The organism is Corynebacterium tuberculostearicum, assembly GCF_046097465.1.
In the GTDB taxonomy this organism is placed as follows: domain Bacteria; phylum Actinomycetota; class Actinomycetes; order Mycobacteriales; family Mycobacteriaceae; genus Corynebacterium; species Corynebacterium tuberculostearicum_I.
In genome coordinates, this window is record NZ_CP175799.1 from 1,230,318 (window position 1) to 1,251,709 (window position 21,392).

The 21,392-nt window shown below is 58.7% G+C and carries 20 protein-coding genes; 14 read left to right on the forward strand and 6 right to left on the reverse strand.

Features of this window, described 5'->3' with window-relative positions; all coding sequences use genetic code 11:
• Positions 1 to 47 precede the first annotated feature (47 nt).
• Positions 48 to 371, reverse strand: coding sequence for a hypothetical protein (locus ACKFRX_RS05880; protein ID WP_005323344.1), 324 nt, complete (start codon positions 369 to 371; stop codon positions 48 to 50).
• Between the two features lie 47 nt (positions 372 to 418).
• Between ACKFRX_RS05880 and ACKFRX_RS05885 the strand changes: the two genes are divergently transcribed.
• The 3 genes from ACKFRX_RS05885 (at position 419) to ACKFRX_RS05895 (ending at position 3,899) form a co-directional block, all read left to right on the forward strand.
• Positions 419 to 1,795 (forward strand): MFS transporter, encoded by a 1,377-nt coding sequence (locus ACKFRX_RS05885; RefSeq protein WP_408918932.1) that lies wholly within the window; start codon positions 419 to 421, stop codon positions 1,793 to 1,795.
• 24 nt (positions 1,796 to 1,819) lie between these two features.
• The gene (locus ACKFRX_RS05890) at positions 1,820 to 2,851 is read left to right on the forward strand and encodes an ATP-dependent 6-phosphofructokinase (protein WP_200435210.1); all 1,032 of its coding nucleotides are present in this window, start codon (positions 1,820 to 1,822) and stop codon (positions 2,849 to 2,851) included.
• Between the two features lie 79 nt (positions 2,852 to 2,930).
• On the forward strand, positions 2,931 to 3,899 hold the full coding sequence (locus ACKFRX_RS05895; protein ID WP_408920066.1) for a bile acid:sodium symporter family protein: 969 nt from the start codon (positions 2,931 to 2,933) through the stop codon (positions 3,897 to 3,899).
• Between the two features lie 13 nt (positions 3,900 to 3,912).
• Here ACKFRX_RS05895 and ACKFRX_RS05900 read toward each other — a convergent pair whose 3' ends face one another.
• Positions 3,913 to 4,698 carry a DUF4261 domain-containing protein gene (locus ACKFRX_RS05900; protein ID WP_408918931.1) on the reverse strand — a complete coding sequence of 262 codons (786 nt, stop codon included), beginning with the start codon at positions 4,696 to 4,698 and terminating at the stop codon, positions 3,913 to 3,915.
• A gap of 57 nt (positions 4,699 to 4,755) precedes the next feature.
• On the opposite strand from ACKFRX_RS05900, the gene gatB reads away from it, so the two are divergent.
• The 4 genes from gatB to ACKFRX_RS05920 all read left to right on the forward strand — a co-directional run bounded on the left by gatB (position 4,756) and on the right by ACKFRX_RS05920 (position 10,170).
• Positions 4,756 to 6,261 carry an Asp-tRNA(Asn)/Glu-tRNA(Gln) amidotransferase subunit GatB gene (gene gatB, locus ACKFRX_RS05905; protein ID WP_040425024.1) on the forward strand — a complete coding sequence of 502 codons (1,506 nt, stop codon included), beginning with the start codon at positions 4,756 to 4,758 and terminating at the stop codon, positions 6,259 to 6,261.
• Positions 6,262 to 6,398: 137 nt separating this feature from the next.
• Complete coding sequence (locus ACKFRX_RS05910) at positions 6,399 to 7,451, forward strand: NAD(P)-dependent alcohol dehydrogenase (RefSeq protein ID WP_408918930.1); 1,053 nt, start codon at positions 6,399 to 6,401, stop codon at positions 7,449 to 7,451.
• A 203-nt stretch (positions 7,452 to 7,654) separates the two neighbouring features.
• On the forward strand, positions 7,655 to 9,082 hold the full coding sequence (locus ACKFRX_RS05915; RefSeq protein ID WP_005323337.1) for a hypothetical protein: 1,428 nt from the start codon (positions 7,655 to 7,657) through the stop codon (positions 9,080 to 9,082).
• Between the two features lie 17 nt (positions 9,083 to 9,099).
• Positions 9,100 to 10,170, forward strand: coding sequence for an aldo/keto reductase (locus tag ACKFRX_RS05920; RefSeq protein WP_408918929.1), 1,071 nt, complete (start codon positions 9,100 to 9,102; stop codon positions 10,168 to 10,170).
• A gap of 18 nt (positions 10,171 to 10,188) precedes the next feature.
• Here ACKFRX_RS05920 and ACKFRX_RS05925 read toward each other — a convergent pair whose 3' ends face one another.
• Positions 10,189 to 10,881, reverse strand: a complete 693-nt coding sequence (locus tag ACKFRX_RS05925; RefSeq protein WP_408918928.1) for a LysE/ArgO family amino acid transporter — start codon at positions 10,879 to 10,881, stop codon at positions 10,189 to 10,191.
• A gap of 70 nt (positions 10,882 to 10,951) precedes the next feature.
• Between ACKFRX_RS05925 and ACKFRX_RS05930 the strand changes: the two genes are divergently transcribed.
• The 4 genes from ACKFRX_RS05930 (at position 10,952) to ACKFRX_RS05945 (ending at position 13,742) form a co-directional block, all read left to right on the forward strand.
• Positions 10,952 to 11,824: a LysR family transcriptional regulator ArgP gene (locus ACKFRX_RS05930; protein ID WP_150851236.1), complete on the forward strand. Its 873-nt coding sequence runs from the start codon at positions 10,952 to 10,954 to the stop codon at positions 11,822 to 11,824.
• Positions 11,825 to 11,893: 69 nt separating this feature from the next.
• On the forward strand, positions 11,894 to 12,844 hold the full coding sequence (locus ACKFRX_RS05935; protein WP_150851237.1) for a DoxX family protein: 951 nt from the start codon (positions 11,894 to 11,896) through the stop codon (positions 12,842 to 12,844).
• An 84-nt stretch (positions 12,845 to 12,928) separates the two neighbouring features.
• Positions 12,929 to 13,435: a hypothetical protein gene (locus tag ACKFRX_RS05940; protein WP_408918927.1), complete on the forward strand. Its 507-nt coding sequence runs from the start codon at positions 12,929 to 12,931 to the stop codon at positions 13,433 to 13,435.
• Entirely contained in the window at positions 13,428 to 13,742 is a 315-nt protein-coding gene (locus ACKFRX_RS05945) for a transcriptional regulator (RefSeq protein ID WP_200435212.1), read from the forward strand. The genes ACKFRX_RS05940 and ACKFRX_RS05945 overlap by 8 nt, the downstream gene beginning before the upstream one ends.
• On the opposite strand, the gene ACKFRX_RS05950 is transcribed toward ACKFRX_RS05945, so the two are convergent.
• The 3 genes from ACKFRX_RS05950 to ACKFRX_RS05960 all read right to left on the reverse strand — a co-directional run bounded on the left by ACKFRX_RS05950 (position 13,717) and on the right by ACKFRX_RS05960 (position 17,522).
• On the reverse strand, positions 13,717 to 14,991 hold the full coding sequence (locus ACKFRX_RS05950; RefSeq protein WP_200435213.1) for a glycosyltransferase family 87 protein: 1,275 nt from the start codon (positions 14,989 to 14,991) through the stop codon (positions 13,717 to 13,719). The two genes, ACKFRX_RS05945 and ACKFRX_RS05950, sit on opposite strands and share 26 nt — an antisense overlap.
• Before the next feature lie 80 nt (positions 14,992 to 15,071).
• Complete coding sequence (gene ilvD, locus ACKFRX_RS05955) at positions 15,072 to 16,925, reverse strand: dihydroxy-acid dehydratase (protein ID WP_150850270.1); 1,854 nt, start codon at positions 16,923 to 16,925, stop codon at positions 15,072 to 15,074.
• 54 nt (positions 16,926 to 16,979) lie between these two features.
• Complete coding sequence (locus tag ACKFRX_RS05960; RefSeq protein WP_150850269.1) at positions 16,980 to 17,522, reverse strand: PH domain-containing protein; 543 nt, start codon at positions 17,520 to 17,522, stop codon at positions 16,980 to 16,982.
• 307 nt (positions 17,523 to 17,829) lie between these two features.
• Between ACKFRX_RS05960 and ACKFRX_RS05965 the strand changes: the two genes are divergently transcribed.
• The 3 genes from ACKFRX_RS05965 (at position 17,830) to ilvC (ending at position 21,314) form a co-directional block, all read left to right on the forward strand.
• Positions 17,830 to 19,680 carry an acetolactate synthase large subunit gene (locus ACKFRX_RS05965; RefSeq protein ID WP_408918926.1) on the forward strand — a complete coding sequence of 617 codons (1,851 nt, stop codon included), beginning with the start codon at positions 17,830 to 17,832 and terminating at the stop codon, positions 19,678 to 19,680.
• A gap of 2 nt (positions 19,681 to 19,682) precedes the next feature.
• Positions 19,683 to 20,201 (forward strand): acetolactate synthase small subunit, encoded by a 519-nt coding sequence (ilvN, locus tag ACKFRX_RS05970; RefSeq protein WP_200435214.1) that lies wholly within the window; start codon positions 19,683 to 19,685, stop codon positions 20,199 to 20,201.
• 99 nt (positions 20,202 to 20,300) lie between these two features.
• Positions 20,301 to 21,314, forward strand: a complete 1,014-nt coding sequence (gene ilvC, locus ACKFRX_RS05975; protein ID WP_408918924.1) for a ketol-acid reductoisomerase — start codon at positions 20,301 to 20,303, stop codon at positions 21,312 to 21,314.
• Positions 21,315 to 21,392 lie beyond the last annotated feature (78 nt).

The following is a 21,392-nucleotide window of genomic DNA, read 5'->3' on the forward strand; positions in this document are numbered from 1 at the left end:
ATGCGCACCATGTCTAGGGACGTGGTGCGCATTTGTGTGGGTGGGGACTATTTGGCGTCGGAAAGCGCATATGCCGCGCCCGCCGAGGCTGCAGTGACGCTCAGTACCGCCGGCCACGCACCGATCTTCTTAGCCAGCGGGTGGGAGGCGCCGAATGCGCCCACGTAGAGTGCGCACAGGCCGGCGGTGGTAGCCGGGGTGGTTTTCTTGGCCCAAGAGCGACCCGCCCATACACCGGCGGCGGCGAGGATTACGCCGCCCAGCGGGCGAATGCCGGTCTCGCGGGCAGTCACCCAGCCACCGATGAGGCCGAGGGTGACAGTGGTGGCGGTAGAAACGTCTTGGGGCTTTTTAATATCGATCATGGACATGCAGCCAGTCTAGGTCGACATTTCTCGGACCGCTAGACTCTAAGGCCATGACTGTGGAGACGCATCTGCCGCCCGAGCGCCAAGCATGGCGCGCCATGTTTGCATTGTCCCTCGGATTCTTTGTATCCCTGCTGGACCAATCCATGGTGGCGGTGGCGCTGCCTGACCTGCAACGCGAGCTGAACGCGGGGGTAAACCACACCATGTGGGTATCCGCGGCCTATTTGTTGGCTGTGGTGGTGCCGCTGCTCTTTGCCGGCCGCTTGGGTGATGTTTTGGGCCAGCGCCGGATGTTCTGTTTGGGTGTGGGAATTTTCGGACTCGGTGCGGTGGCGTGTGCCGTGGCGCCCACTGTGGAAGTGCTTATCGCGGCGCGTGCGGTGCAGGGCGTGGGTGCGTCCCTCCAGATGCCACAGACCATGTCCGTTATCAATCGGATCTTTGCGCGTGAGCGCCGTGGGCGCGCACTGGGTGTGTGGGGCGTCATTGGCTCGGTAGCTGCACTTGCCGGTCCACTCGCCGGTGGCTTTCTAGTCGGGAACTTTGGGTGGCAGGCCGCCTTTTGGGTGCACGTTCCTTTCGTGGTGCTAGCCATTGTCTTCGCGCTGCTGTGGGTGCCTGAGCTACCCACGACCGCGCAGTCTATCGATGCGCCCTCGGCCATCGTTTCGCTCATCGCCTTGGCGGCAATCGTCTTTGGTATTCAGCAGGGCCCGGTGCTTGGATGGGGATGGGCCATTTGGCTGATCTTACTCGCCGGAGTTGCCGCTAGCGTCTGGTTTATTCGATTGCAGGCAACTGCCCAGGCCCGCGGGTCGAGTCCGCTGGTGCCGCTGGCGCTATTTAGTGACCGCAATTACCTGGCGGGCTCGGTAGGCATCATCGCAATGGGGTTTATGGCGGCCGCGGTGATGCTGCCCATCATGTTGTGGCTGCAGACCATGCAGGGGGTGCCTGCGGGCGAAGCCGGCATCATCGTGGCTCCTATGGCGCTGGTGTCTCTCCTGATATCTCCGCTCGCTGGCATCATGGCGGATTATGTTAACCCGCGGATCCTGGGGGTGCTGGGATTTTCCATCCTGATACTTTCGCTCCTTGCGGCATGGTGGGTCATGCAGGTCGACGCCCTTCCGTGGGGCCTCGGTCTACCCATTGCCGGGCTCGGCGTGGGACAGTCCTTCATTTGGGGTTCCAACGCAGCTACCACCTTGCGCGATATCTCGCCGGAGCTCATGGGCGCTGCCTCCGGTGTGTACAACACCTCCCGCCAGGTGGGTTCCGTGGTGGGAGTTGCCCTGGTATCCGCAGTTATGCAAACGGGTAGCCCAGAGACGGCAATTATTAATTCGCTGCTCGTCATCGTGGCTGCGCTGGTGGTTGGCCTGGTTTCTGCCCTAGGTTTTAGGGACACTCTGCAGGCCTAAAAATCGCGCGCTAGATTGGTAGATATGCGTCTAGGTGTTTTAACGTCCGGCGGCGATTGCCCCGGCCTCAATGCTGTAATCCGTGCGGTAGTGCGTACCGCGTCCAATGAATTTGGAGATACCGTTGTAGGTTATGAAGACGGCTGGGTGGGCCTGATGGAAGACCGCCGCCGCGATCTTTATGACGATGCGGAAATCGACCGTATTCTGTTGCGCGGCGGCACCATCCTGGGCACCGGCCGCTTGCATCCAGATAAGTTCAAGGCCGGCCTCGACCAGATTAAGTCCAACATGGCGGATGCCGGGGTAGATGCTCTAGTCGCCATCGGTGGTGAAGGTACCCTTAAGGGCGCAAAGTGGCTTTCTGATAACGGAGTGCCGGTAGTGGGTGTGCCAAAGACAATCGATAATGACGTCAATGCCACCGACTACACCTTTGGTTTCGATACCGCGGTTTCTGTGGCCACCGATGCTATCGACCGTTTGCACACCACCGCGGAGTCCCATAATCGCATCCTGATCGTGGAGGTTATGGGCCGCCACGTGGGATGGATTGCCCTGCATGCGGGCATGGCCGGCGGTGCGCACTACACCGTGGTACCGGAAGAGCCTTTCGATATCGCGGAGATTACGAAGGCGATGGAACGCCGCTTCCAGATGGGCGAGAAGTACGGCATTATCTGCGTGGCAGAAGGCGCCCTCCCAAAGGAGGGGACGATGGACTTCGAGGCCGGCGGCGTCGATCAGTTCGGGCACCAGACCTTTAACGGCATCGGCCAGGTAATCGGCGATGAAATCAAGGCACGCACCGGGTATGACGTGCGTACGACCGTGCTGGGGCATATCCAGCGCGGCGGCACGCCGACGGCCTATGACCGCGTACTTGCTACTCGCTACGGCGTGCACGCAGCGCGCGCAATCCACGAGGGCAAGTCCGGCATGTGCGTTGCTCTCCATGGCGAGGATATTGACCTCGTCCCGCTGGAAGAAGCAGTGGGTACGCTCAAGACGGTGCCGGAATCGCGTTATCGCAACGCCCAGGCGCTCTTTGGCTAGAGGCATTCCGCGTTCCGAATATTAAGATAGCGCTCCCACTGGGTGGGAGCGTATTCTTTTGCCTATGAGTATCGATAGTATGACAGATAATCGGGTGGAGGCGAACGCTGCGCCCTCCTCAGCACAAGACCGTCAAGCACTTATTGCAGCGCTAGGCTTTCCCGTGCTCGTGATTATCGGTGGCGTGGTGGGATACCTCGCGCCAGAGACCGCAGCTTCCTTCGCCCCGCAGGTCACCCCGCTGCTGGGTATTGTCATGTTCGGTATGGGCCTAACCCTCAAGCCGGTGGATTTTGCCTTGGTGGCTCGCCGTCCGCTGCCCGTTCTCATCGGAGTGTTGGCGCAGTTCGTCATCATGCCGCTGGTGGCGCTGCTGGTGGTCGCGGTGATGGATCTTCCCGATGCTGTAGCTGCCGGTGTCATCCTGGTGGGCTGCGCGCCCGGCGGCACGAGTTCCAACGTGGTGTCTTACCTTGCGCGCGGTGATGTGGCTTTGTCGGTGACCATGACGTCCATTTCCACCCTGTTGGCGCCGGTCCTCACGCCGTTGCTGACACTGTTGCTGGCAGGGGAGTATATGCCGGTCTCCGCCTCGGCCATGGCGTGGTCCATTGTGAAGGTCGTGCTCATTCCGGTTATCGCCGGCATTCTCATCGGCATGCTGGTTCCCCGAGTGGTGACAAGGATTAACGCGGCATTGCCGTGGATCTCGGTTGTGGCCATTTCGGCCATTGTGTGCATCGTGGTCGGCGGCGCGCACGACACCATCGCTACCGCCGGCGTACTCGTCTTTGCCGCAGTGGTAATCCATAACGGCTGCGGCTACGGCTTGGGCTACCTGGCCGGAATGCTGACCAGGCAGCCGATCGCCGCGCGGCGCACCATGGCCGTCGAGGTGGGCATGCAAAACTCCGGCCTGGCCACCTCCCTGGCATCGACCTATATGAACCCATTGGCCGCCCTGCCAGGTGCCGTCTTTTCGGTGTGGCACAACCTCTCTGGTGCGGTGCTGGCAGCCATCTGCCGCTATTCGGATTCCCGGAAGTAGGGCGGAGGACCTGCTAAAAATTAATCGTGACCGCAGGGTAGGACTCGTCTACATACCAGGGCTCTTTTTGCACGGTGAGTGGGGGCTGGCCTTGCTCGAAAGATAGGGTGTCGCCGTCTTTGACGGTGGCGCCTTGGAGCACGTGGTCTGCGATATTGGCCAGCTTGTAATAGAGATCGGTGGGATCCATGGATTCGGTGGCCGCCTGGATTTCGGGGTGTCCGGCTTGGACCAGCCCAACGGTATAACCCAAGATCTTGTTTTCTTTTTGGGTAAGCCACACCGGAGCGATGTGCATTGGAGCAAGGTTATCCCGAACGGCCTCGAGGAAAGTATTCGGCGCAATGGATACGTTTCCGCGGGGGTTGTGGACTATCAGGCAGTCGGGGTGCTCGGCTACCACCGCGGTGGCCTTGGAGAGCAGTTCAAGGTGTTCGCGGCGGGCCTCGCGGAATTGCTTCGCGCGATCATCTTCGGTCTCTTGGGGAAGCACGGATACGAGGATTTGTGCGGTGGCGGAATCGAGGCCGCGGGAATCCGCGCTCAAAATGGGGTGGAGGCCATAGCTATCGCGAGTGGGAGGGGTATCGACGGCTTGGTAGTGCAATAGGAAGGAATCATCAAGCTCGACCATGATGCTTCCCGGATTCTTGCCCGGCATGATATCTCCCAGGCGATCGCCAAAAGTGGTGGTCAGGCGTTCGCTTACCTCCTCAGGGGTAGGGGCAGTGCGGAAGACTGCGATGTTGATCAAAGGGGCATCGATAAGCGCGGCATCAACGCTATGTGGTGTAGTCATAATATTCAGCTTAGGGGCGTGAGCGCGCGGGCGCATCGACGTATTAAGATGGCACGCATGACTGCTGCGATGTATGACCTGATGGACTTCGATGAGGTCCTAGAAAAGTTCGAACCGGTAATGGGCATGGAAGTCCACGTAGAGCTGGATACGGAAACCAAGATGTTTTCTACCTCTCCTACGAACTTCAACGCAGCGCCTAACTCCAACGTTGACCCGGTCTCCCTGGGCCTGCCCGGTGCGCTGCCGGTAGTTAACTCCAAGGGCGTGGAGGGCGCCATCAAGATTGGCCTGGCGCTTAATTGCTCCATTGCGGAGTCCTCTCGCTTTGCCCGCAAGAATTACTTTTACCCGGACCAGCCGAAGAACTATCAGATTTCCCAGTACGACGAGCCGATTGCCTATGACGGCTACCTGGACGTAGTGCTGGAAGACGGCACCGAGTGGCGCGTGGAAATCGAGCGTGCCCACATGGAGGAAGACACCGGCAAGCTGACCCACCTCGGTGGTGCAGACGGCCGTATTCACGGCGCCACGGCGTCCCTGGTGGATTGCAACCGTGCGGGCATTCCTCTCATTGAGATCGTTACCAAGCCGATCATTGGCGCCGGTGAGCGCGCGCCCGAGGTGGCTAAGGCCTACGTTTCCGCGCTGCGTGAGCTCGTTGCAGCCTTGGGCGTTTCCGACGCCCGCATGGATCAAGGCTCCATGCGTGTGGACTCCAACCTATCCCTGCGCCCGGTGGGCCAGGAAGAGTTTGGTACCCGCACCGAGACCAAGAACATTAACTCCCTGCGTTCCGTGGAGCAGGCGGTTCGCTTCGAAATGCAGCGCCAGGCGCAGGTGCTCGAAGATGGCGGCACCATTGATCAGGAAACCCGCCACTATCAAGAGACCGACGGCACCACCTCCAAGGGTCGTCCAAAGGAGACGGCGGAGGACTACCGTTACTTCAACGATCCGGACCTGCCGCCGGTCATCGCACCGCGCGAGTGGGTAGAAGAGCTGCGCCAGACCCTTCCGGAGCTGCCATGGGTTCGCCGTGCGCGCATCCAGGAAGAGTGGGGCATCAAGGATGAGGAGATGCGCGACTTGGTCAACGCCGGCGCCCTCGACCTCATCGTGGATACCGTTGAGGCCGGCGCGAAGCCGGACGAGGCGCGCTCCTGGTGGGTTTCCTACCTGGCCGGCAAGGCCAACGAGCAGGAGACCGATCTTGCTGGTCTGTCCATTACCCCGCAGCACGTGGCGCGCGTTATCGCGCTCGTCAATGAGGGCAAGCTGACCACCAAGCTCGCACGCAAGGCCGTTGATGGTGTGTTGGCGGGCGAGGGTGACGTCGACGAGGTCGTCGAGAAGCGCGGCTTGGAGGTTGTGCGCGATGACGGCGCCATCGAGAAGGCCGTAGATGACGCGCTGGCCGCCAACCCGGACATCGTGGAAAAGTACCGTGCCGGCAATAAGAAGGTCACCGGTGCCATCGTGGGTGCGGTCATGAAGGCCACCCAGGGCAAGGCCGATCCGGGCCAGGTCAATAAGCTCATCGCAGAGAAGCTGAACTAAGACCCCCACATAGCCAGCCGCGTTTATCCCTCTTCAACCGAAGGGACGTGGCTGGCTTTTTGGTTTTCCTTCCCTGCCGGAACTGGTGATAATTTTCGTTAGGCGAGGTCAGTGGGGTTAAGCGTAGGGTCGTGGGCATGACAATTAAGAGCAAAGTATTGCAAAAGGAAAGCCCTGAAGCTCCATTCAAGGTCGTAGAAATTGAGCGCCGCGATCCGCGCGAAGACGACGTGGTCATTGATATCAAGGCTGCGGGCATCTGCCACTCCGATATTCACACCATCCGCAACGAATGGGGTCAAGCCCACTTCCCGCTGACGGTGGGCCACGAGATTGCCGGCGTCGTGGAAGCCGTGGGCGATAAGGTCACGAAGTTTAAAGTCGGCGACCGCGTTGGCGTTGGCTGCCTGGTCAACTCCTGTGGCGAGTGCGAACAGTGTCGCAACGGACAGGAGCAGAACTGCCTGAATGGCAATGTGGGCACCTATAACTCCGAAGACGTAGATGGCACCATTACCCAAGGCGGCTACGCCCAGAAGGTAGTCGTCAACGAAAACTTTGTGTGCACCATTCCGGAGGGTATCGACTTTGATGTCGCAGCCCCGCTGCTGTGCGCCGGAATCACCACCTATTCGCCGCTGGCTCGCTGGCAGGTCAAGGAAGGCGACAAGGTTGCCGTAGTGGGCCTAGGCGGCTTGGGTCACATGGGTGTGCAGATCGCTGCGGCAAAGGGCGCGGAAGTAACCGTAATTTCCCGCTCCCTGCGCAAAGAAAAGGAAGCCTATGAGCTGGGTGCGAAGAACATTCTGGCCACCGGTGAGGACGAAGACTTCTTTGCCAACCACCGTGGTGAATTCGACGTCATTTTGTCCACCATTTCTGCCCAGTACTCCCTCAATGACTACCTGCAGCTGCTCAAGCCGCGCGGCATCATGTCCGTTGTGGGACTTCCGCCGGAGGAGCTGGGGATTCATATGAGTAGCCTCGTTGGCGGCGGCAAGGTGCTTACGGGTAATAACATCGGCGGCATTGCAGAGACCCAGGAGATGCTGGACTTCTGCGCCGAGCACGGTATCGGCGCCGTCATTGAAAAGATCGGCGTCAACGATGTTGATGACGCCTATGAGCGCGTGGTGGCAGGCGATGTAAAGTTCCGCTTCGTGATTGATACCGCGACCTTCGATGACTAAAGCGTTAGGTTGATTTCGCCTAATCACCAAATGTGATTTATCACAACATCGGTATGTGTCAGTAGGTGTTTAACGGGTCACTTACGTACCATTCCTTAAGGAACGCATATCGGTGTTGTGTGACCCACGTGCTGGGGAGTGGGGGACAAGGGGCCGCGCGCACCAGTATGCGAAAGATATTCGCTACAAAAAGTTAGGCAACCGTGTCTTCTAAAAACATTATCGCCATTGCCATGTCCTTCGTGGGCTTGTTGGTGGGCGCCGGCTTTGCCACGGGCCAAGAGGTGGTGCAGTACTTCACTGCCTTTGGTTCCTGGGGTATTCCCGGCATCATTATCGCCGCACTCATCATGACCCTTGCCGGTACCGTGTTCTTGCAGCTGGGCAGTTACTTCCACGCTTCTGAGCACAACACCGTTTTCCGCAATGTCACCCACCCGATCGTCTCCAAGTTGCTGGACATCGCGGTCATCATCACCCTCTTTGCTATTGGCTTTGTGATGTTGGCTGGCGCGGGTTCCAATATGGAGCAGCAATTTGGCTGGAAGACTTGGATCGGCTCCACGCTCATGCTGGTCTTGGTTTTGATTGTCGGCATGCTCGACGTGGACAAGGTATCCAAGGTTATTGGTGCCGTAACGCCGACCATCATCATTGCGGTCATCGGCGTGGCCATCTACACCGGCCTCAATATGCCGGATGACATCGGCGCCGCTATGGATGCCTCCAGCCAGATCGACACCCCGATTGGTAACTGGCTCATTTCCGCACTCAACTACAACGGCCTTGCCCTGATGCTCGCCGTGTCCATGTCCCTGGTCATCGGCGGCGACAATATCAGCCCGCGCGAGGCCGGCTGGGGCGGCGTTGTAGGCGGCGTCATCTACTCCATCATGATGGGCCTTGCCGGATTCTCCTTGCTGATGAACTCGGATAAGGCACAAGGTTCCGATATTCCGATGCTGTCCTTGGTAGATGACGTTAACCCGACGCTGGGCGCCATCATGGCGGTCATCATTTACATGATGATCTTCAATACCGCTATCGGCATGTTCTACGCGCTGGGCAAGCGCCTATCTGCCGGCCATGAGAAGCGCTTCCCGGTTATCTTTATCGTTGGCTGCTTGGCCGGTTTCGCCGTGTCCTTCGCCGGCTTTAAGACCCTGATGAACTACATCTACCCAGTCATCGGCTACATGGGCATTCTGATGGTGGCCATCTTGGTCTTTGCTTGGTTCCGCAGCCAGTCCCAGATCCAGGATGAGGCCGTGCGCCGTGAGCGCGTGCGTGCCCTCATGCACCTGAAGCTGCACCCAGACAAGGACTACGACGCCGAGCGCTACGACGATGAGATTGGCCAGCACATCGAGGACTCCAATATGGACAATGAGGCCCTCTACGATGAGCTGGTGGAGGAAGTCACCGAAGAGCTCGATGGTGACGACGACGTGGACTTTGACAAGGAAAAGTACGAAGAAAATCGCCACGACCACTCTTACTACACCGAGCGTGATGCGGTAGAAACTGACCGCACCCCGGAAGAAATTGAAAAGTGGGTCGAAGAAACCGGCGCATCCGGCGACCCTGAGGAAGATGAGGAGCTACCAAAGGCTGACAATTCCAAGAATTAAGCGGACAATGGAGTGCTATGAGTATCTATGCACCCGCATCTGACCGTTATGATTCGATGGAGTACCGCCGAGTAGGCAACTCTGGGCTGAAGCTGCCGGCCATTTCCCTTGGCCTATGGCAGAACTTCGGTGACGACCGTCCCCTGGCCACGCAGCGCGACATCCTGCGCGCGGCGTATGACCGGGGGATTACTCATTTCGATTTGGCCAATAACTATGGCCCTGAACCAGGTGCCGCCGAGGACAACTTCGGACGCATCTTCGCCCGCGATTTCCGCCCCTTCCGCGATGAAATGATCATTTCCTCCAAGGCCGGCTGGGTGATGAATGATTCGCCCTACGGCTTTGGTGGCTCCCGCAAGTACTTGGTGAGCTCCTTGGACGCTTCCCTGAAGCGCATGGGCTTAGATTATGTGGACATCTTCTACCACCACCGCCCGGACCCGGATACCCCGCTGGAGGAGACCTTGTACGCGCTGCGCGATATCGTAGCTTCCGGCAAGGCGCTGTATGTGGGCATTTCTTCCTATGGCCCGGAGCTCACCGCAGAGGCCGTGGAGTTTATGGAAGATGAAGGCTGCCCGTTGCTGATTCATCAGCCGAGCTATTCTATTCTGAATCGCTGGATTGAGCGCCCGGGCGAAGACGGCGAGTCGCTGCTTGATGTTACGGCGCGCACTGGCCTGGGTGTCATCGGCTTTGGTCCACTAGCGCAGGGCATGCTGACGGACCGCTATATCGACGGCATCCCCGCAGATTCGCGTGCGGCGAAGAATAAGACCCTGGAAAAGGACTGGCTCAATGAGGAAAACCTTTCCATGATCCGCTCGCTCAACGATATTGCAGGTAAGCGCGGCCAGTCGCTGGCGCAGATGGCCATCTCGTGGGTGCTGCGTGACCAGGGGGATCGCACGCTTACCTCGGCGCTGTTGGGTGCTTCTTCCGTGGAGCAGCTCGAGCACAATCTGGGCGCGCTGGATCACCTTGACTTCAGCGCAGACGAGCTGGCTGCGATTGACGACGCCGCCCATGACGCCGGCATCAACCGCTGGGCAGGCGCCACTGCGTCGCGCGTGCGCGGCAACTAGGCGGGCAGAATCCCGGCCCTAGAGCAGGAGTAACTTGAGCGTTAGGCCAATCATGATGACGCCGATGCCGAAGTTAATCCAGCGCCACACTGTGGGCCGGGACAGCACGTGGGAAAAGCGCGCCGCGCCAAAGCCGATGAAGGGGAACCATGTGAAGCTGGCGCAGATTGCGCCCACGGCGAAAAGCCAGCGCCCCGATTCGCCATATTGATTAGCAATGCTGCCGAGCATCACCACGACATCTACATAAGCGCCTGGGTTGAGCCATGTTAAGGCTAGGGCGGTCAGCAGTGGCTTGACCCAGGAGGGGGATCGCTTGATCTCGACGCGAGTTGCGGTCTTGGTCGTGTTGCGTGCCCGAGAGCCATCGAAGGAAGCGACTTCCTGCGGGACCTTTGGCTGCGTGGATTCTACCTCGATGGCCTCGCCTTTGGTCTTGAGCGCATCGCGGAAGCAGGTAAAGGTGAAATACGCCAGGTAAGCGGCGCCAACATATTTCAGAACCTGCAGGGCGTTGGGGAATTTTTCTACCAAGTAGCCCACGCCGGCCGTGCCTGCGGTAATCAGGATGACGTCGGAAAGCGCGCAGACGGCAATGATGAGGCCAATGTGGTCGCGGCGGATGCCGTACTTGAGCAGCATGGCGTTTTGCGGGCCGACGGCCACGATGAGCGATAATCCCAGGAAGAAACCAGCAAGCACGATGGACATGCCTTCCAGTGTGAATTCCCGCCCTGAATTAGTCCAGTTAATGAATCTACAGTTGGTTTAGAATAGCTTCATGAACCCGGTGCACTTAGAAACATTGCTCGCCATCGTGGACGAAGGCAGCTTCGATGTCGCCGCTGCTGTACTCGGAATATCGCCGTCTGCGGTAAGCCAACGAATTAAGGCCCTAGAATCGAGCACCGGTCGCGTGCTCCTTCGCCGTGCTGCCCCGGTAACCGCCACGGAAGCGGGGGAGATCCTGGTTCAATCCGCACGCCGCATGGCGTTGGTACAGGCGGAGACGGATGCCCGCCTAGGCCACCGCTTGGCCCGGGTCCCGCTCTCTGTCGCTGTGAACTCGGATTCCCTAGCGACATGGTTTCGTAGGGTCCTTAGCGATACCGCGCGGCGGGGTGATGTCGCCCTGCGCATCCGGATTGAGGATGAGGCGCGCACTCTGGCCATGCTGCGGCGGGGCGATGTGCTTGGCGCGGTAACGAGGGAAGCCACGCCGGTCTCGGGCTGCGAGTCTAGCTTTTTGGGGACGATGCGGTACTTCCCAGTCGCGGCAGCACATATTGCAGAAAGCTTCCATAGCGGCCATCTGACTTGGGAAACTATGCCCCTTGTAGGCTATGGTCCCAACGATCAAGTACTGGATGATGCGATGCGCGAGCGCTTCATTGATTCGGCCGTGGTGCGTGCCCGAGTGTCACAGATTCCCTCGTCCGAGGGCTACCTCGAGGCCGTTCGCGTTGGCCTGGGGTGGGGATTGCTGCCCCAGGCCCAAGCGCTGCCCCTATTGGCGGCAAAAGAGCTGGTGCTTCTCGACGACTCCCCGCTCGATATCGACCTCTACTGGCAGCGTTGGCGCTTGGAATCGGAGGTCTTGAGCGAACTAACGCGTTCGGTTCTCGAGGCTGCGAGCGACTTGGTGGCCACATAGCGCGCAAGCTCGTGCGGCGCGCCGTGGTGGGTACCACAAAAGTGCAGGCACGTGCCCTAAGTTGGAGCTATGAGCGATAAGCAGCAACCGGATAAAGCCAGCCCGTTTGATGAGGATATGGACGTGCCTACCTACAACGCGAAGCCCGCTAGTAAGGATTCTGTCTCCGGCCAGAAAAAGTCGAGGCCCGGCCTTTTCGAGCGCGCCGGCCGCGCTGAGCCGCAGGAGATCAAGCCTTCCCAGGCGCAGCAGGACCACCCTGAAACCGAGGTGCTGTCCTATTCCAGTGCCAATGAAGCCGCACGTCAGGACAGTGGCGCCGGCGAAGAGACCGTAGCCTTCGCGCAACCGGAGTCCACCACGCCGGCTAGCGTAGAGCAAGAAACGGCACTTGCTACTGCCGACGCCCCCGTGGACAGCACCCTCAGCACCGAAACCGCAGAGGAGCGCGAGGCGCGCCTACAGGCGGAACAAGAAGAAAAGGAAGGCTATCAACGCTACGGGCGCCGCGGTACTATCGATTTTGGTCTGCTATTCATTCGCATCGCACTGAGCGCCTACCTGATCATTGCCGGTGCAAAAACCTTTTTCGAGCTGGGTGATAGCCAGGGCTTGTCCGGTCTAGAGAGCGACTTTGCTAACTATGCCTGGGATACCGCACTGTCCATTGCGGTGCCGACCATGCAGCTTATCGCTGGTGTGTTCTTGCTGCTCGGCCTCATCACGCCGCTGGCGGCCATGATTGGCTTGGTAGTGACCGGCTTTACCGCCGTCCACGAGCTAGCCCAGACCGATGCCGGCCTGGACGTCTTTAGCTGGCCGGAATCCGTATGGCTTTCCTTGGTCCTCTTTGTCATCGCAGTGGGCCTGCAGTTTACTGGCCCAGGCTTTATCTCCCTAGACTTCAAGCGCTCGTGGGCACGCCGCCCACTGGGTACTTCCTGGGCCTTTGTTCTCATCGGCATCGCCATTCTCGCCGCACTCTGGTTCTTCGGCGCAGGGGTTAATCCGCTGAGTTAGGCGCTAATAGATTGTCCGTCGCAATAGCGGCGGATTTTCTTTCCCCTCTTGCTTTCCTGGGTGGAAAGTATGATACTTTCTAAAGTGGAAAACAACGAAAAGTCGAAGGCGAAAGGAACGGCGACCATGGACGAAAGCGTACACGAGGCACTGGCCTTCAACGAGGAAGTGGAGAAGGAACAAAGCGACAGACGGCGGACTGCGCTTAATGCCTTGTTTGCTGCAGCGCTGGCAGTACTTTGGTTTGTCTTGATCCAATGGGGGAATGGCATGCCGTGGTGGTTGTCCCTTGGTTTAGTGGTGGTCTGCGCGGGAGTAGGACTCTGGGTTGGCGCTAAAAAGAGTGACGTACGTGCAGGCTATAGACAAAATCCTTTTGAACAGCCCCAGCCGGATAAGAAATACTATTTCGGAATCATTCTGATTTTTATCCCTACGTTTTTCCAGACCTTTTTCGAAGGACACATGGTAATTGCGGCCGTAGCATCCACGCTGTGGGGACTCGCTGTCTTCTGGGTTTTCAATTCCGGTGCGATGGATCTGTCCACGCGAGACCACGAGAGTAATAAGCGGGCAAGCGGCGATGAGTGAGCTTGATCCAGTAATCCACCCGCTCAACCGATTTAAGATTTGTGCGGTGCTCAACGCGGCTGGGGCAGTGGAAGGCGCCATCAACAAAGAGATGCGATTTCCCGCGATTCGAGACAAGGTGAATCAATCCGATGCCACGCTGTCTAAGCAGCTAAGCGCACTGGAAAAAGAGGGGTATGTCAGTCGCTTTCGTGAGTATGGATCCTCGCGAGGCAAGGACACGGTATGGGTGATGCTCACGGCTAAAGGTAAAGCCGCATTCGATTCGCACCTTGCAGCGCTTAAGACGCTAGCGGGGCAGGAGTAGCGGTATTCGCGTTCCGGTTATTGCGCTGGGAGGCATAGAAAGCGGCTGCGAAAAGTGCGACGGTCAGTATGGTTAGCCACACGAAGTCATCCACCCAGAACTTCTGGTAGCGCTCCATGGCGTGGACATCGACTTGATCGCCCCACCACCACTTGGGCGGGACGGTCAGCAGCATGGCTGACCAGGCGACGAGGACGGTCAGCAGGCTGCCCGCGGCCCATCCAGATGGCAGCCAGGTCCAGGCGCGGTAGACAAAGACCGGGATGATGAGCGTGAGCCAGACCCAGTGGTGCGACCAGGAAACCGGGGAGATGAGCAGGAGGGTGAGGGCGGTGACCAATTGGGCGTCGACAAGCAGGTGCTCCTCGCACAGCCGCTTGATAAGCCACGCGGCGAATGCAATTACCACGAGGGAGGCGGCGATCCACGCGATGTTGATGGCCAGCCCATTGGCGTCCATGGCCTCGGAAGAAGAATACATGCGCTGAATGGCGCCCTTGATAGAGCTATTGGACTGGTAATCAGTCCCCACGCCGAAGTCGCCGCCAGAGCCCATATCGAGCAATTTGGAACTGAAGAACTCCACGAACGCGTCCCAGCGGAAGGCTGCGGCAAGGAGGGTGGCCGCAACAGCGGAAAGGAGCGCTGTGGCAATCTGCTTCCACTCCTTGCGCACGAGGAAATACAGCAACATAGCCAGTGGGGTAATTTTGATTGCGGCGGCCAAGCCAATCAAGATACCTTGGGGCAAGAAGCGCTTGCGCGGAACGAGGTCGAGGATAACCAGCGCCATCACCACGATATTGATCTGCGCAAAACCATTGTTGAGGTCAACTGGTTCGAAGCGCAAGGCAATGGCCCAAGTAATGGCGGTGACGGGCAGGAGGAACTCTGGCTTTTTCAGGACTGCCTTGAATACAAAGTAGAGGCATAGGAGCACGAGAAGGTCAGACAGGACGACCACGATGTCGCCTGCCATATCGTGGTCAATGCCGTCAAAGGCCGTGATCGGAACCATGACGAGCGCGCCAAAGGGCGGATAAATGAAGGGAAGTTCAATGTCCCCGGCCAGCATGGGCTCGCTATAGACGGAGCGATGCTCAAGGAAGGCCTTGACGCCCTCGCGGTAGACCACCATGTCAATGGGAAAGTCCGTGATGCGGGTGTCTTGAATAATCTTGCAGGCGCCAAAAATGAGGCCCAGCAGAGCTAAGGCATAACGAAAAAGTGGGGTGCGCGCGAGTTTCATCGCAGTACACTTTATGCGATCTGCAGGCAAACGGGCGTGCACCCCACCGAGGCTCATAGGGATTTAGCAGTTAATACTGGCTAATTCACATGGCCATCGACCGCGCGCACCGCGCCGCGATCGGCAGAGGTGGCCATGGCTGCATACGCACGCAGCGCCTTAGTGAACGGTCGGTTGCGGCTCACTGGGGTCCAGGGGCGCTCGCGCTGTTCTTGGGCAGCGCGGCGGCGCTCCAGCACGTCCTCGTCCACATCCAGGGTTAGTTCGCGTTCGTGGATATTGATTGTGATGGTGTCGCCATTTTCGATGAGCCCGATAAGGCCCTGGTGGGCTGCCTCCGGGGAGATATGGCCGATGGAAAGGCCTGAGGTGCCGCCGGAAAAGCGGCCGTCGGTAATCAAGGCGCATGCCTTTCCCAAACCGGCGCCTTTCAGGAAGGAGGTGGGGTGGAGCATCTCCTGCATACCCGGGCCGCCGGACGGGCCTTCATAGCGAATGACCACCACGTCGCCCGGCTGAACTTCCTTGTTCAGGATTATCGATACGGCCTCTTCCTGGGATTCGACCACACGGGCAGGTCCAGAGAATGTCCACAGCTCTTCTTCAACGCCCGCTGCCTTGACGATGGCCCCGTCTGGAGCCAGGTTTCCGCGCAGGACAACTAGGCCGCCGTCGGAAGAAAAGGCGTGATCGGCGTCGTGAATGCAGCCATTGGCGGCGTCAGTGTCGAGCTCGTCCCAGCGGTTGGATTGGGAAAATGGTTCGGTAGTGCGCACGCCGCCCGGCGCGGCGTAGTACAGTTCGCGGGCCTCATCGGTGGCGTGGGGGTTGCGGATATCCCAGTCATCGAGCCACTGCTCGGCGTTGTCATAGAGCGCCGTATGTACCTTCAGGTTCAAGTGCCCGGCGCGGCGAAGCTCTCCCAAGATAGCGGGGATACCGCCGGCGCGGTGGACATCCTCAATGTGGTAGGTGCCATTGGGTGCGACCTTGGACAGGCAGGGCACGCGGTAGGAGATGTCATTAATGTCATCGAGGGTGAAATCCACCTCGCCCTCCTGTGCGGCTGCGAGCGTGTGCAGGATGGTGTTGGTGGATCCGCCCATGGCCATGTCAAGCGCCATGGCGTTGGTGAAGGCTTCCTTGGTGGCGATATTGCGGGGGAGAACGGATTTGTCCTCCTCGCCGTAATAGCGGCGGCACATATCGACGATGGTGGAGCCGGCCTTTTCAAATAGGCTGCGGCGAGCCGTGTGGGTGGCCAGGGTGGTGCCGTTGCCGGGCAGCGCCAGGCCGAGTGCCTCGGTCAGGCAGTTCATGGAATTGGCGGTAAACATGCCCGAACAGGAGCCGCAGGTGGGGCAGGCAGATTCCTCTACCTGGGACAAGCCTTCATCAGATACCGCGTCGTTTGCAGAGGCGGTAATGGCGGTGATGAGGTCGGTGGGGGCGTGGGCTACGCCATCAACCACGACGGCTTTGCCGGCCTCCATCGGTCCGCCCGAGACGAAAATGGTGGGAATGTTCAGGCGCAGCGCCGCATTGAGCATGCCCGGGGTGATTTTATCGCAATTGGAGATGCATACCAGGGCGTCGGCAGTGTGGGCATTGGCCATGTACTCGATGGAATCGGAGATGATTTCGCGTGAAGGCAGCGAGTAGAGCATGCCGCTATGACCCATGGCGATGCCATCATCGACGGCGATGGTATTGAATTCCTTGGGTACGCCGCCGGCCGCGCGCACGGCGTCGGCGACGATATCGCCAACGTTTTTGAGGTGTACGTGGCCGGGGACAAATTGGGTGTAGGAGTTGGCGATGGCGACAATCGGTTTGCCAAAGTCATTTTCCTTGGTGCCGGTGGCCCGCCAGAGGGCACGGGCGCCAGAGGCTTGGCGGCCGACGGTAGTTACTTTTGAGCGCAGCGGGAACATGGTTTTCAGTCACCATTCCTTCAAAGGATGTGGGGGAGAGTGTAGGCGGCGTATTTAGTTTTCGGCCGAAGGCTTGAGCTCGGGGTGGCGCTCGAGGTAGTCCGCATACTCTTCTTTGCTGAGGAGGACTTGTTGGCCGTCACGGTGGACAATGACCACCTTGTCATCTGCCGCTTCACGGCCCTGGGTAAGGGCGTCAGGGATGCGGCCGCGGGAGGCCTCCGAAAGTCGCGGGAGCGAGTTAAAGGTCACGCCGGGCAGGCTGTGCTCCGCGCCGGCCTTGGTGCGGGCGAAGGCGCGGGCGCGTTGGAAGCCGATTCCGGCAAAATCGTCCCATGCGATCTGGATATTTTTCCGGAATGCGTAAGAGATAGCGATTCCAGATTCGGAGACTTTGGTGCGGGATTTTATGACCCACCACAATCCGAGGATGGGGATAATGAACAGCCAGGCGAGGTATTTGGGGGCCCATCCGATGCTTAGCAGAGCAATGGCGGACAGGATGAGGATGCCCAAGATGTGGTCGCGGGATGGCTTGAAAACCTCTGCCTGGGTGGTGGACTGACGAGGTTTGTTGTCCTTAGGTGGTGGAGTCATAGTGTGCAAGCCTAATTCACTAAGGCGGGCAAGGGCGAACCTATTTTCAGGCGTGTCCCACCAGGTGGGAATGCGATCCCAAAAGGGGGTAATGTCCACGAGGGTAATACCTATCAAGGTATAGTCATGTCCATGATCATTATTCGACTTCAGGTAGTACCAACGCGGTGGTGACCGCGGCGCCTCATGACGTCGACGCTTTTCGCCCCCGCAGACAGACAAGCCCGCGGGGGCTTTGTTCATATCTGGGGCCGGTACCGATGATGATCAGGACCTGTAATAGACCATTCCAAGGAGCACATTAACCGTGGTTACGACAACTTCGCCCACGCCCGCTTCGGTGGCTGCAGCCTCACGCGCCCACGCTCCGGAGCGGATGAGTGGTGCCCACGCCATTGTCCGCACTCTCGAAGACTTGGGAACCGATCTCGTCTTCGGTATTCCTGGCGGTGCCGTGCTTCCTCTCTACGATGCCTTGCACACCTCGACCAAGCTGCGCCATGTGCTCACCCGCCATGAACAGGGTGCCGGCCATGCAGCCGAAGGCTACGCCCAAGCTTCCGGCAAGGTAGGCGTATGTATTGCCACCTCCGGACCGGGTGCGACCAACTTGGTGACAGCGCTTGCCGACGCCAACCTGGACTCCGTTCCCATCGTCGCCATCACCGGCCAGGTGGGCAGCAACCTCTTGGGAACCGATGCCTTCCAAGAGGCCGATATCCGCGGCGTGACGATGCCGATTACCAAGCACAATTACATCGTGACGGAACCGAGCCAGATTCCAGCTGCCATTGCAGCCGCATTCCATCTGGCTGCTACGGGCCGTCCGGGGCCGGTCTTGGTGGACATCCCAAAGGACGTGCAAAACGGTGAATTGGACTATTCCTTCCCGGCTACGTTTGATCTGCCTGGATATAAACCGACGGCCAAGCCGCACCATCGCCAGATCGCGCAAGCGGTTGAGCTCATTTCGCAGGCAGAAAAGCCGGTCATTTATGCCGGTGGCGGTGTCATCAAGGCCGAGGCGGCCAAGGAGCTGCGCGAGTTTGCGGAATTTTCCGGAATCCCTGTCGTGACTACGCTCATGGCCTTAGGCGCTTTTCCAGAGTCTCATCCGCTGCACATGGGAATGCCGGGCATGCATGGCACCGTCCCTGCAGTTGCGGCCATGCAGCGAGCTGACCTGTTGATTACTATCGGCGCGCGATTCGATGATCGAGTAACCGGCGATACCTCCACCTTTGCCCCTGAGGCCCAGGTAATTCATGCTGATATTGACCCGGCTGAAATTGGGAAAATCCGCGACGTTGCTGTGCCAATCGTGGGCGATGCGCGCAACGTGTTGGCAGGTCTCTTAAAGGAGTACCGCAAGAACTCCGCGGTGAAATCTCCGGAATTAGGCCCATGGCGGGATTACCTCGATGGGCTCAAGGAACGGTTCCCCCGTGGCTATGATCCCACTCCGGATGGGCAGCTCAATCCCCAATTTGTGTTGGAAAAGCTCAGTGAAACCGTAGGTCCTGAGGCTATCTACTGTGCCGGTGTGGGTCAGCACCAGATGTGGTCGGCACAGTTCATTGACTTTGAACACCCACGCTCCTGGATCAACTCCGGTGGTGCCGGAACTATGGGCTATGCCGTCCCGGCGGCCCTTGGTGCCAAGGCAGCATGCCCGGATAAGGAGGTGTGGGCGATTGACGGTGACGGTTGCTTCCAAATGACCAACCAGGAGCTCACCACCGCGGCATTGGAGGGCTTTCCGTTTAAGGTTGCCGTCATTAATAACGGCAACCTCGGCATGGTCCGTCAGTGGCAGACACTGTTCTTTAATGAGAACTACTCCAATACCAAGCTGCGAGAACGAGATGTCTATACCCCGGACTTCGTACGCCTAGCAGAGGCGCTGGGATGCGAGGCTATCCGCGTCACCTGTGAGGAAGAAGTGGTGCCGGCCATAGAACGGGCCCGCGCAATCAATGACCGCCCCGTGGTCATTGACTTCGTCGTTGGTGAGGACGCTCAAGTCTGGCCAATGATTGGCGGTGGGGCGTCTAACGAAGAAATTCAATATGCCCGCGGCTTGCGCCCGCTGTTTGATGAAAATGAATCGGCGGCAGAAGCTCCTGTCGATATCGACGAGACTATCCAGGAGGGATAGGCATGGCCCCCAGTGACGTTTCCCGGCATACCCTGTCGGTCCTAGTAGAAGACGTAGAGGGAATCTTGTCGCGCGTGACCGGCATGTTTTCCCGGCGTGGGTACAGCATCATTTCGCTGGTTTCTGCGCAAACGGAAAATCCAGGGATTAACCGACTAACCATCGTGGTCGATGCTTCCGAAAGGATTATGGAACAGGTGACCAAGCAGCTCAACAAGATTGTGCCGGTCATCAAGGTGGTGGAGCTCGAAGCGGACTCGACCGTGGCGCGAGCCCTGATGCTGGTCAAGGTGGCTGCGAATAATGCCAACCGGCCGCAGGTGGTCGATGCCGTTAATATCTTCCGTGCCCGCGTGGTAGACGTGGCGCAAGAATCAGTGGTGGTGGAGGCTACCGGTACCCCAGGAAAGCTGGCGGCGCTTCTCGAAGTCCTGGAGCCATTCGGTGTGCTCGAGCTGGTGCAGTCTGGTGACGTGGCCTTGGGGCGTGGACCCAAGGCGATGGCGCCCCCGCGAAATTAAATCTCACTATATGGTCACTCCGTCTCATGTAGTGGTATAGTGCTAGGTGGGACGTTGATTCATTAAACTTACAATCACTACAGAATTGAGGACTACAACATGGCTATTGAAACCTTCTACGACGATGATGCGGATCTGTCTATCATTCAAGGCCGCAAGGTAGCCGTTATTGGCTACGGCTCCCAGGGGCACGCGCACTCGCAGAACCTGCGCGATTCCGGCGTCGAGGTTGTTATTGGTCTGCGTGAAGGCTCCAAGTCGGCAGCCAAGGCCGAGGAAGCCGGCTTTGAAGTCAAGACCGTAGCAGAAGCTGCCAAGTGGGCAGACGTAATCATGCTGCTGGCACCAGATACCTCTCAGAAGCAGATCTTTGAAGATGAAATTGCCCCCAACTTGGAAGACGGCAATGCGCTGCTGTTTGGGCACGGCTTGAATATCCACTTTAAGCTGATTGAACCACAGGCCAATGTCACCGTCGGCATGGTTGCCCCTACGGGCCCTGGACATCTGGTTCGCCGCCAGTTCGTCGATGGAAAGGGCGTTCCCTGCCTCATCGCTACCGAACAGGATCCTAAAGGCGAAGGCCATGATCTGACTCTGTCTTATGCTGCAGCCATCGGCGGTGCGCGTGCCGGCGTTATCCCGACGACCTTCGAAGCAGAGACGGTTACTGACCTCTTCGGCGAGCAGGCTGTCCTGTGCGGTGGCGTAGAGTTCCTGATTCGCACCGGCTTCGAGGTTCTGACGGAGGCTGGATACGAGCCAGAATTGGCCTACTTTGAAGTGCTGCACGAGATGAAGCTCATCGTGGACCTGATGTTTGAGGGCGGCATCGCCAACATGAACTACTCGGTATCTGATACCGCCGAGTTTGGCGGCTACATTTCTGGCCCTCGCGTTATCGATGCCGATGCGAAGCAGCGCATGAAGGATATCTTGTCCGATATCCAGGATGGCACCTTCACCAAGCGCCTGCTGGCCAATATTGAGGGCGGCAACAAGGAGCTGGAGAGTCTGCGTGAGGAATATGCGCAGCACGAGATTGAAAAGACTGGCACCAAGCTGCGCGATTTGATGAGCTGGGTCAAGAATCCGCTGGATGCTACTGCCTAGGAATAAAAGGCGGCATCTGTAGCGCACACCCACGGTGAACAGGCATGTTTACCGTGGGTTTTGCCTTATTTGTGTCAG

Coding starts and splice junctions, on each gene's coding strand:
- ACKFRX_RS05880 (WP_005323344.1), bottom strand. CDS start 371: ATGTCCATGATCGATATTAAAAAGCCCCAAGACGTTTCTACCGCCACC.
- ACKFRX_RS05885 (WP_408918932.1), top strand. CDS start 419: ATGACTGTGGAGACGCATCTGCCGCCCGAGCGCCAAGCATGGCGCGCC.
- ACKFRX_RS05890 (WP_200435210.1), top strand. CDS start 1,820: ATGCGTCTAGGTGTTTTAACGTCCGGCGGCGATTGCCCCGGCCTCAAT.
- ACKFRX_RS05895 (WP_408920066.1), top strand. CDS start 2,931: ATGACAGATAATCGGGTGGAGGCGAACGCTGCGCCCTCCTCAGCACAA.
- ACKFRX_RS05900 (WP_408918931.1), bottom strand. CDS start 4,698: ATGACTACACCACATAGCGTTGATGCCGCGCTTATCGATGCCCCTTTG.
- gatB (WP_040425024.1), top strand. CDS start 4,756: ATGACTGCTGCGATGTATGACCTGATGGACTTCGATGAGGTCCTAGAA.
- ACKFRX_RS05910 (WP_408918930.1), top strand. CDS start 6,399: ATGACAATTAAGAGCAAAGTATTGCAAAAGGAAAGCCCTGAAGCTCCA.
- ACKFRX_RS05920 (WP_408918929.1), top strand. CDS start 9,100: ATGAGTATCTATGCACCCGCATCTGACCGTTATGATTCGATGGAGTAC.
- ACKFRX_RS05925 (WP_408918928.1), bottom strand. CDS start 10,881: ATGTCCATCGTGCTTGCTGGTTTCTTCCTGGGATTATCGCTCATCGTG.
- ACKFRX_RS05930 (WP_150851236.1), top strand. CDS start 10,952: ATGAACCCGGTGCACTTAGAAACATTGCTCGCCATCGTGGACGAAGGC.
- ACKFRX_RS05935 (WP_150851237.1), top strand. CDS start 11,894: ATGAGCGATAAGCAGCAACCGGATAAAGCCAGCCCGTTTGATGAGGAT.
- ACKFRX_RS05945 (WP_200435212.1), top strand. CDS start 13,428: ATGAGTGAGCTTGATCCAGTAATCCACCCGCTCAACCGATTTAAGATT.
- ACKFRX_RS05950 (WP_200435213.1), bottom strand. CDS start 14,991: ATGAAACTCGCGCGCACCCCACTTTTTCGTTATGCCTTAGCTCTGCTG.
- ilvD (WP_150850270.1), bottom strand. CDS start 16,925: ATGTTCCCGCTGCGCTCAAAAGTAACTACCGTCGGCCGCCAAGCCTCT.
- ACKFRX_RS05960 (WP_150850269.1), bottom strand. CDS start 17,522: ATGACTCCACCACCTAAGGACAACAAACCTCGTCAGTCCACCACCCAG.
- ilvN (WP_200435214.1), top strand. CDS start 19,683: ATGGCCCCCAGTGACGTTTCCCGGCATACCCTGTCGGTCCTAGTAGAA.
- ilvC (WP_408918924.1), top strand. CDS start 20,301: ATGGCTATTGAAACCTTCTACGACGATGATGCGGATCTGTCTATCATT.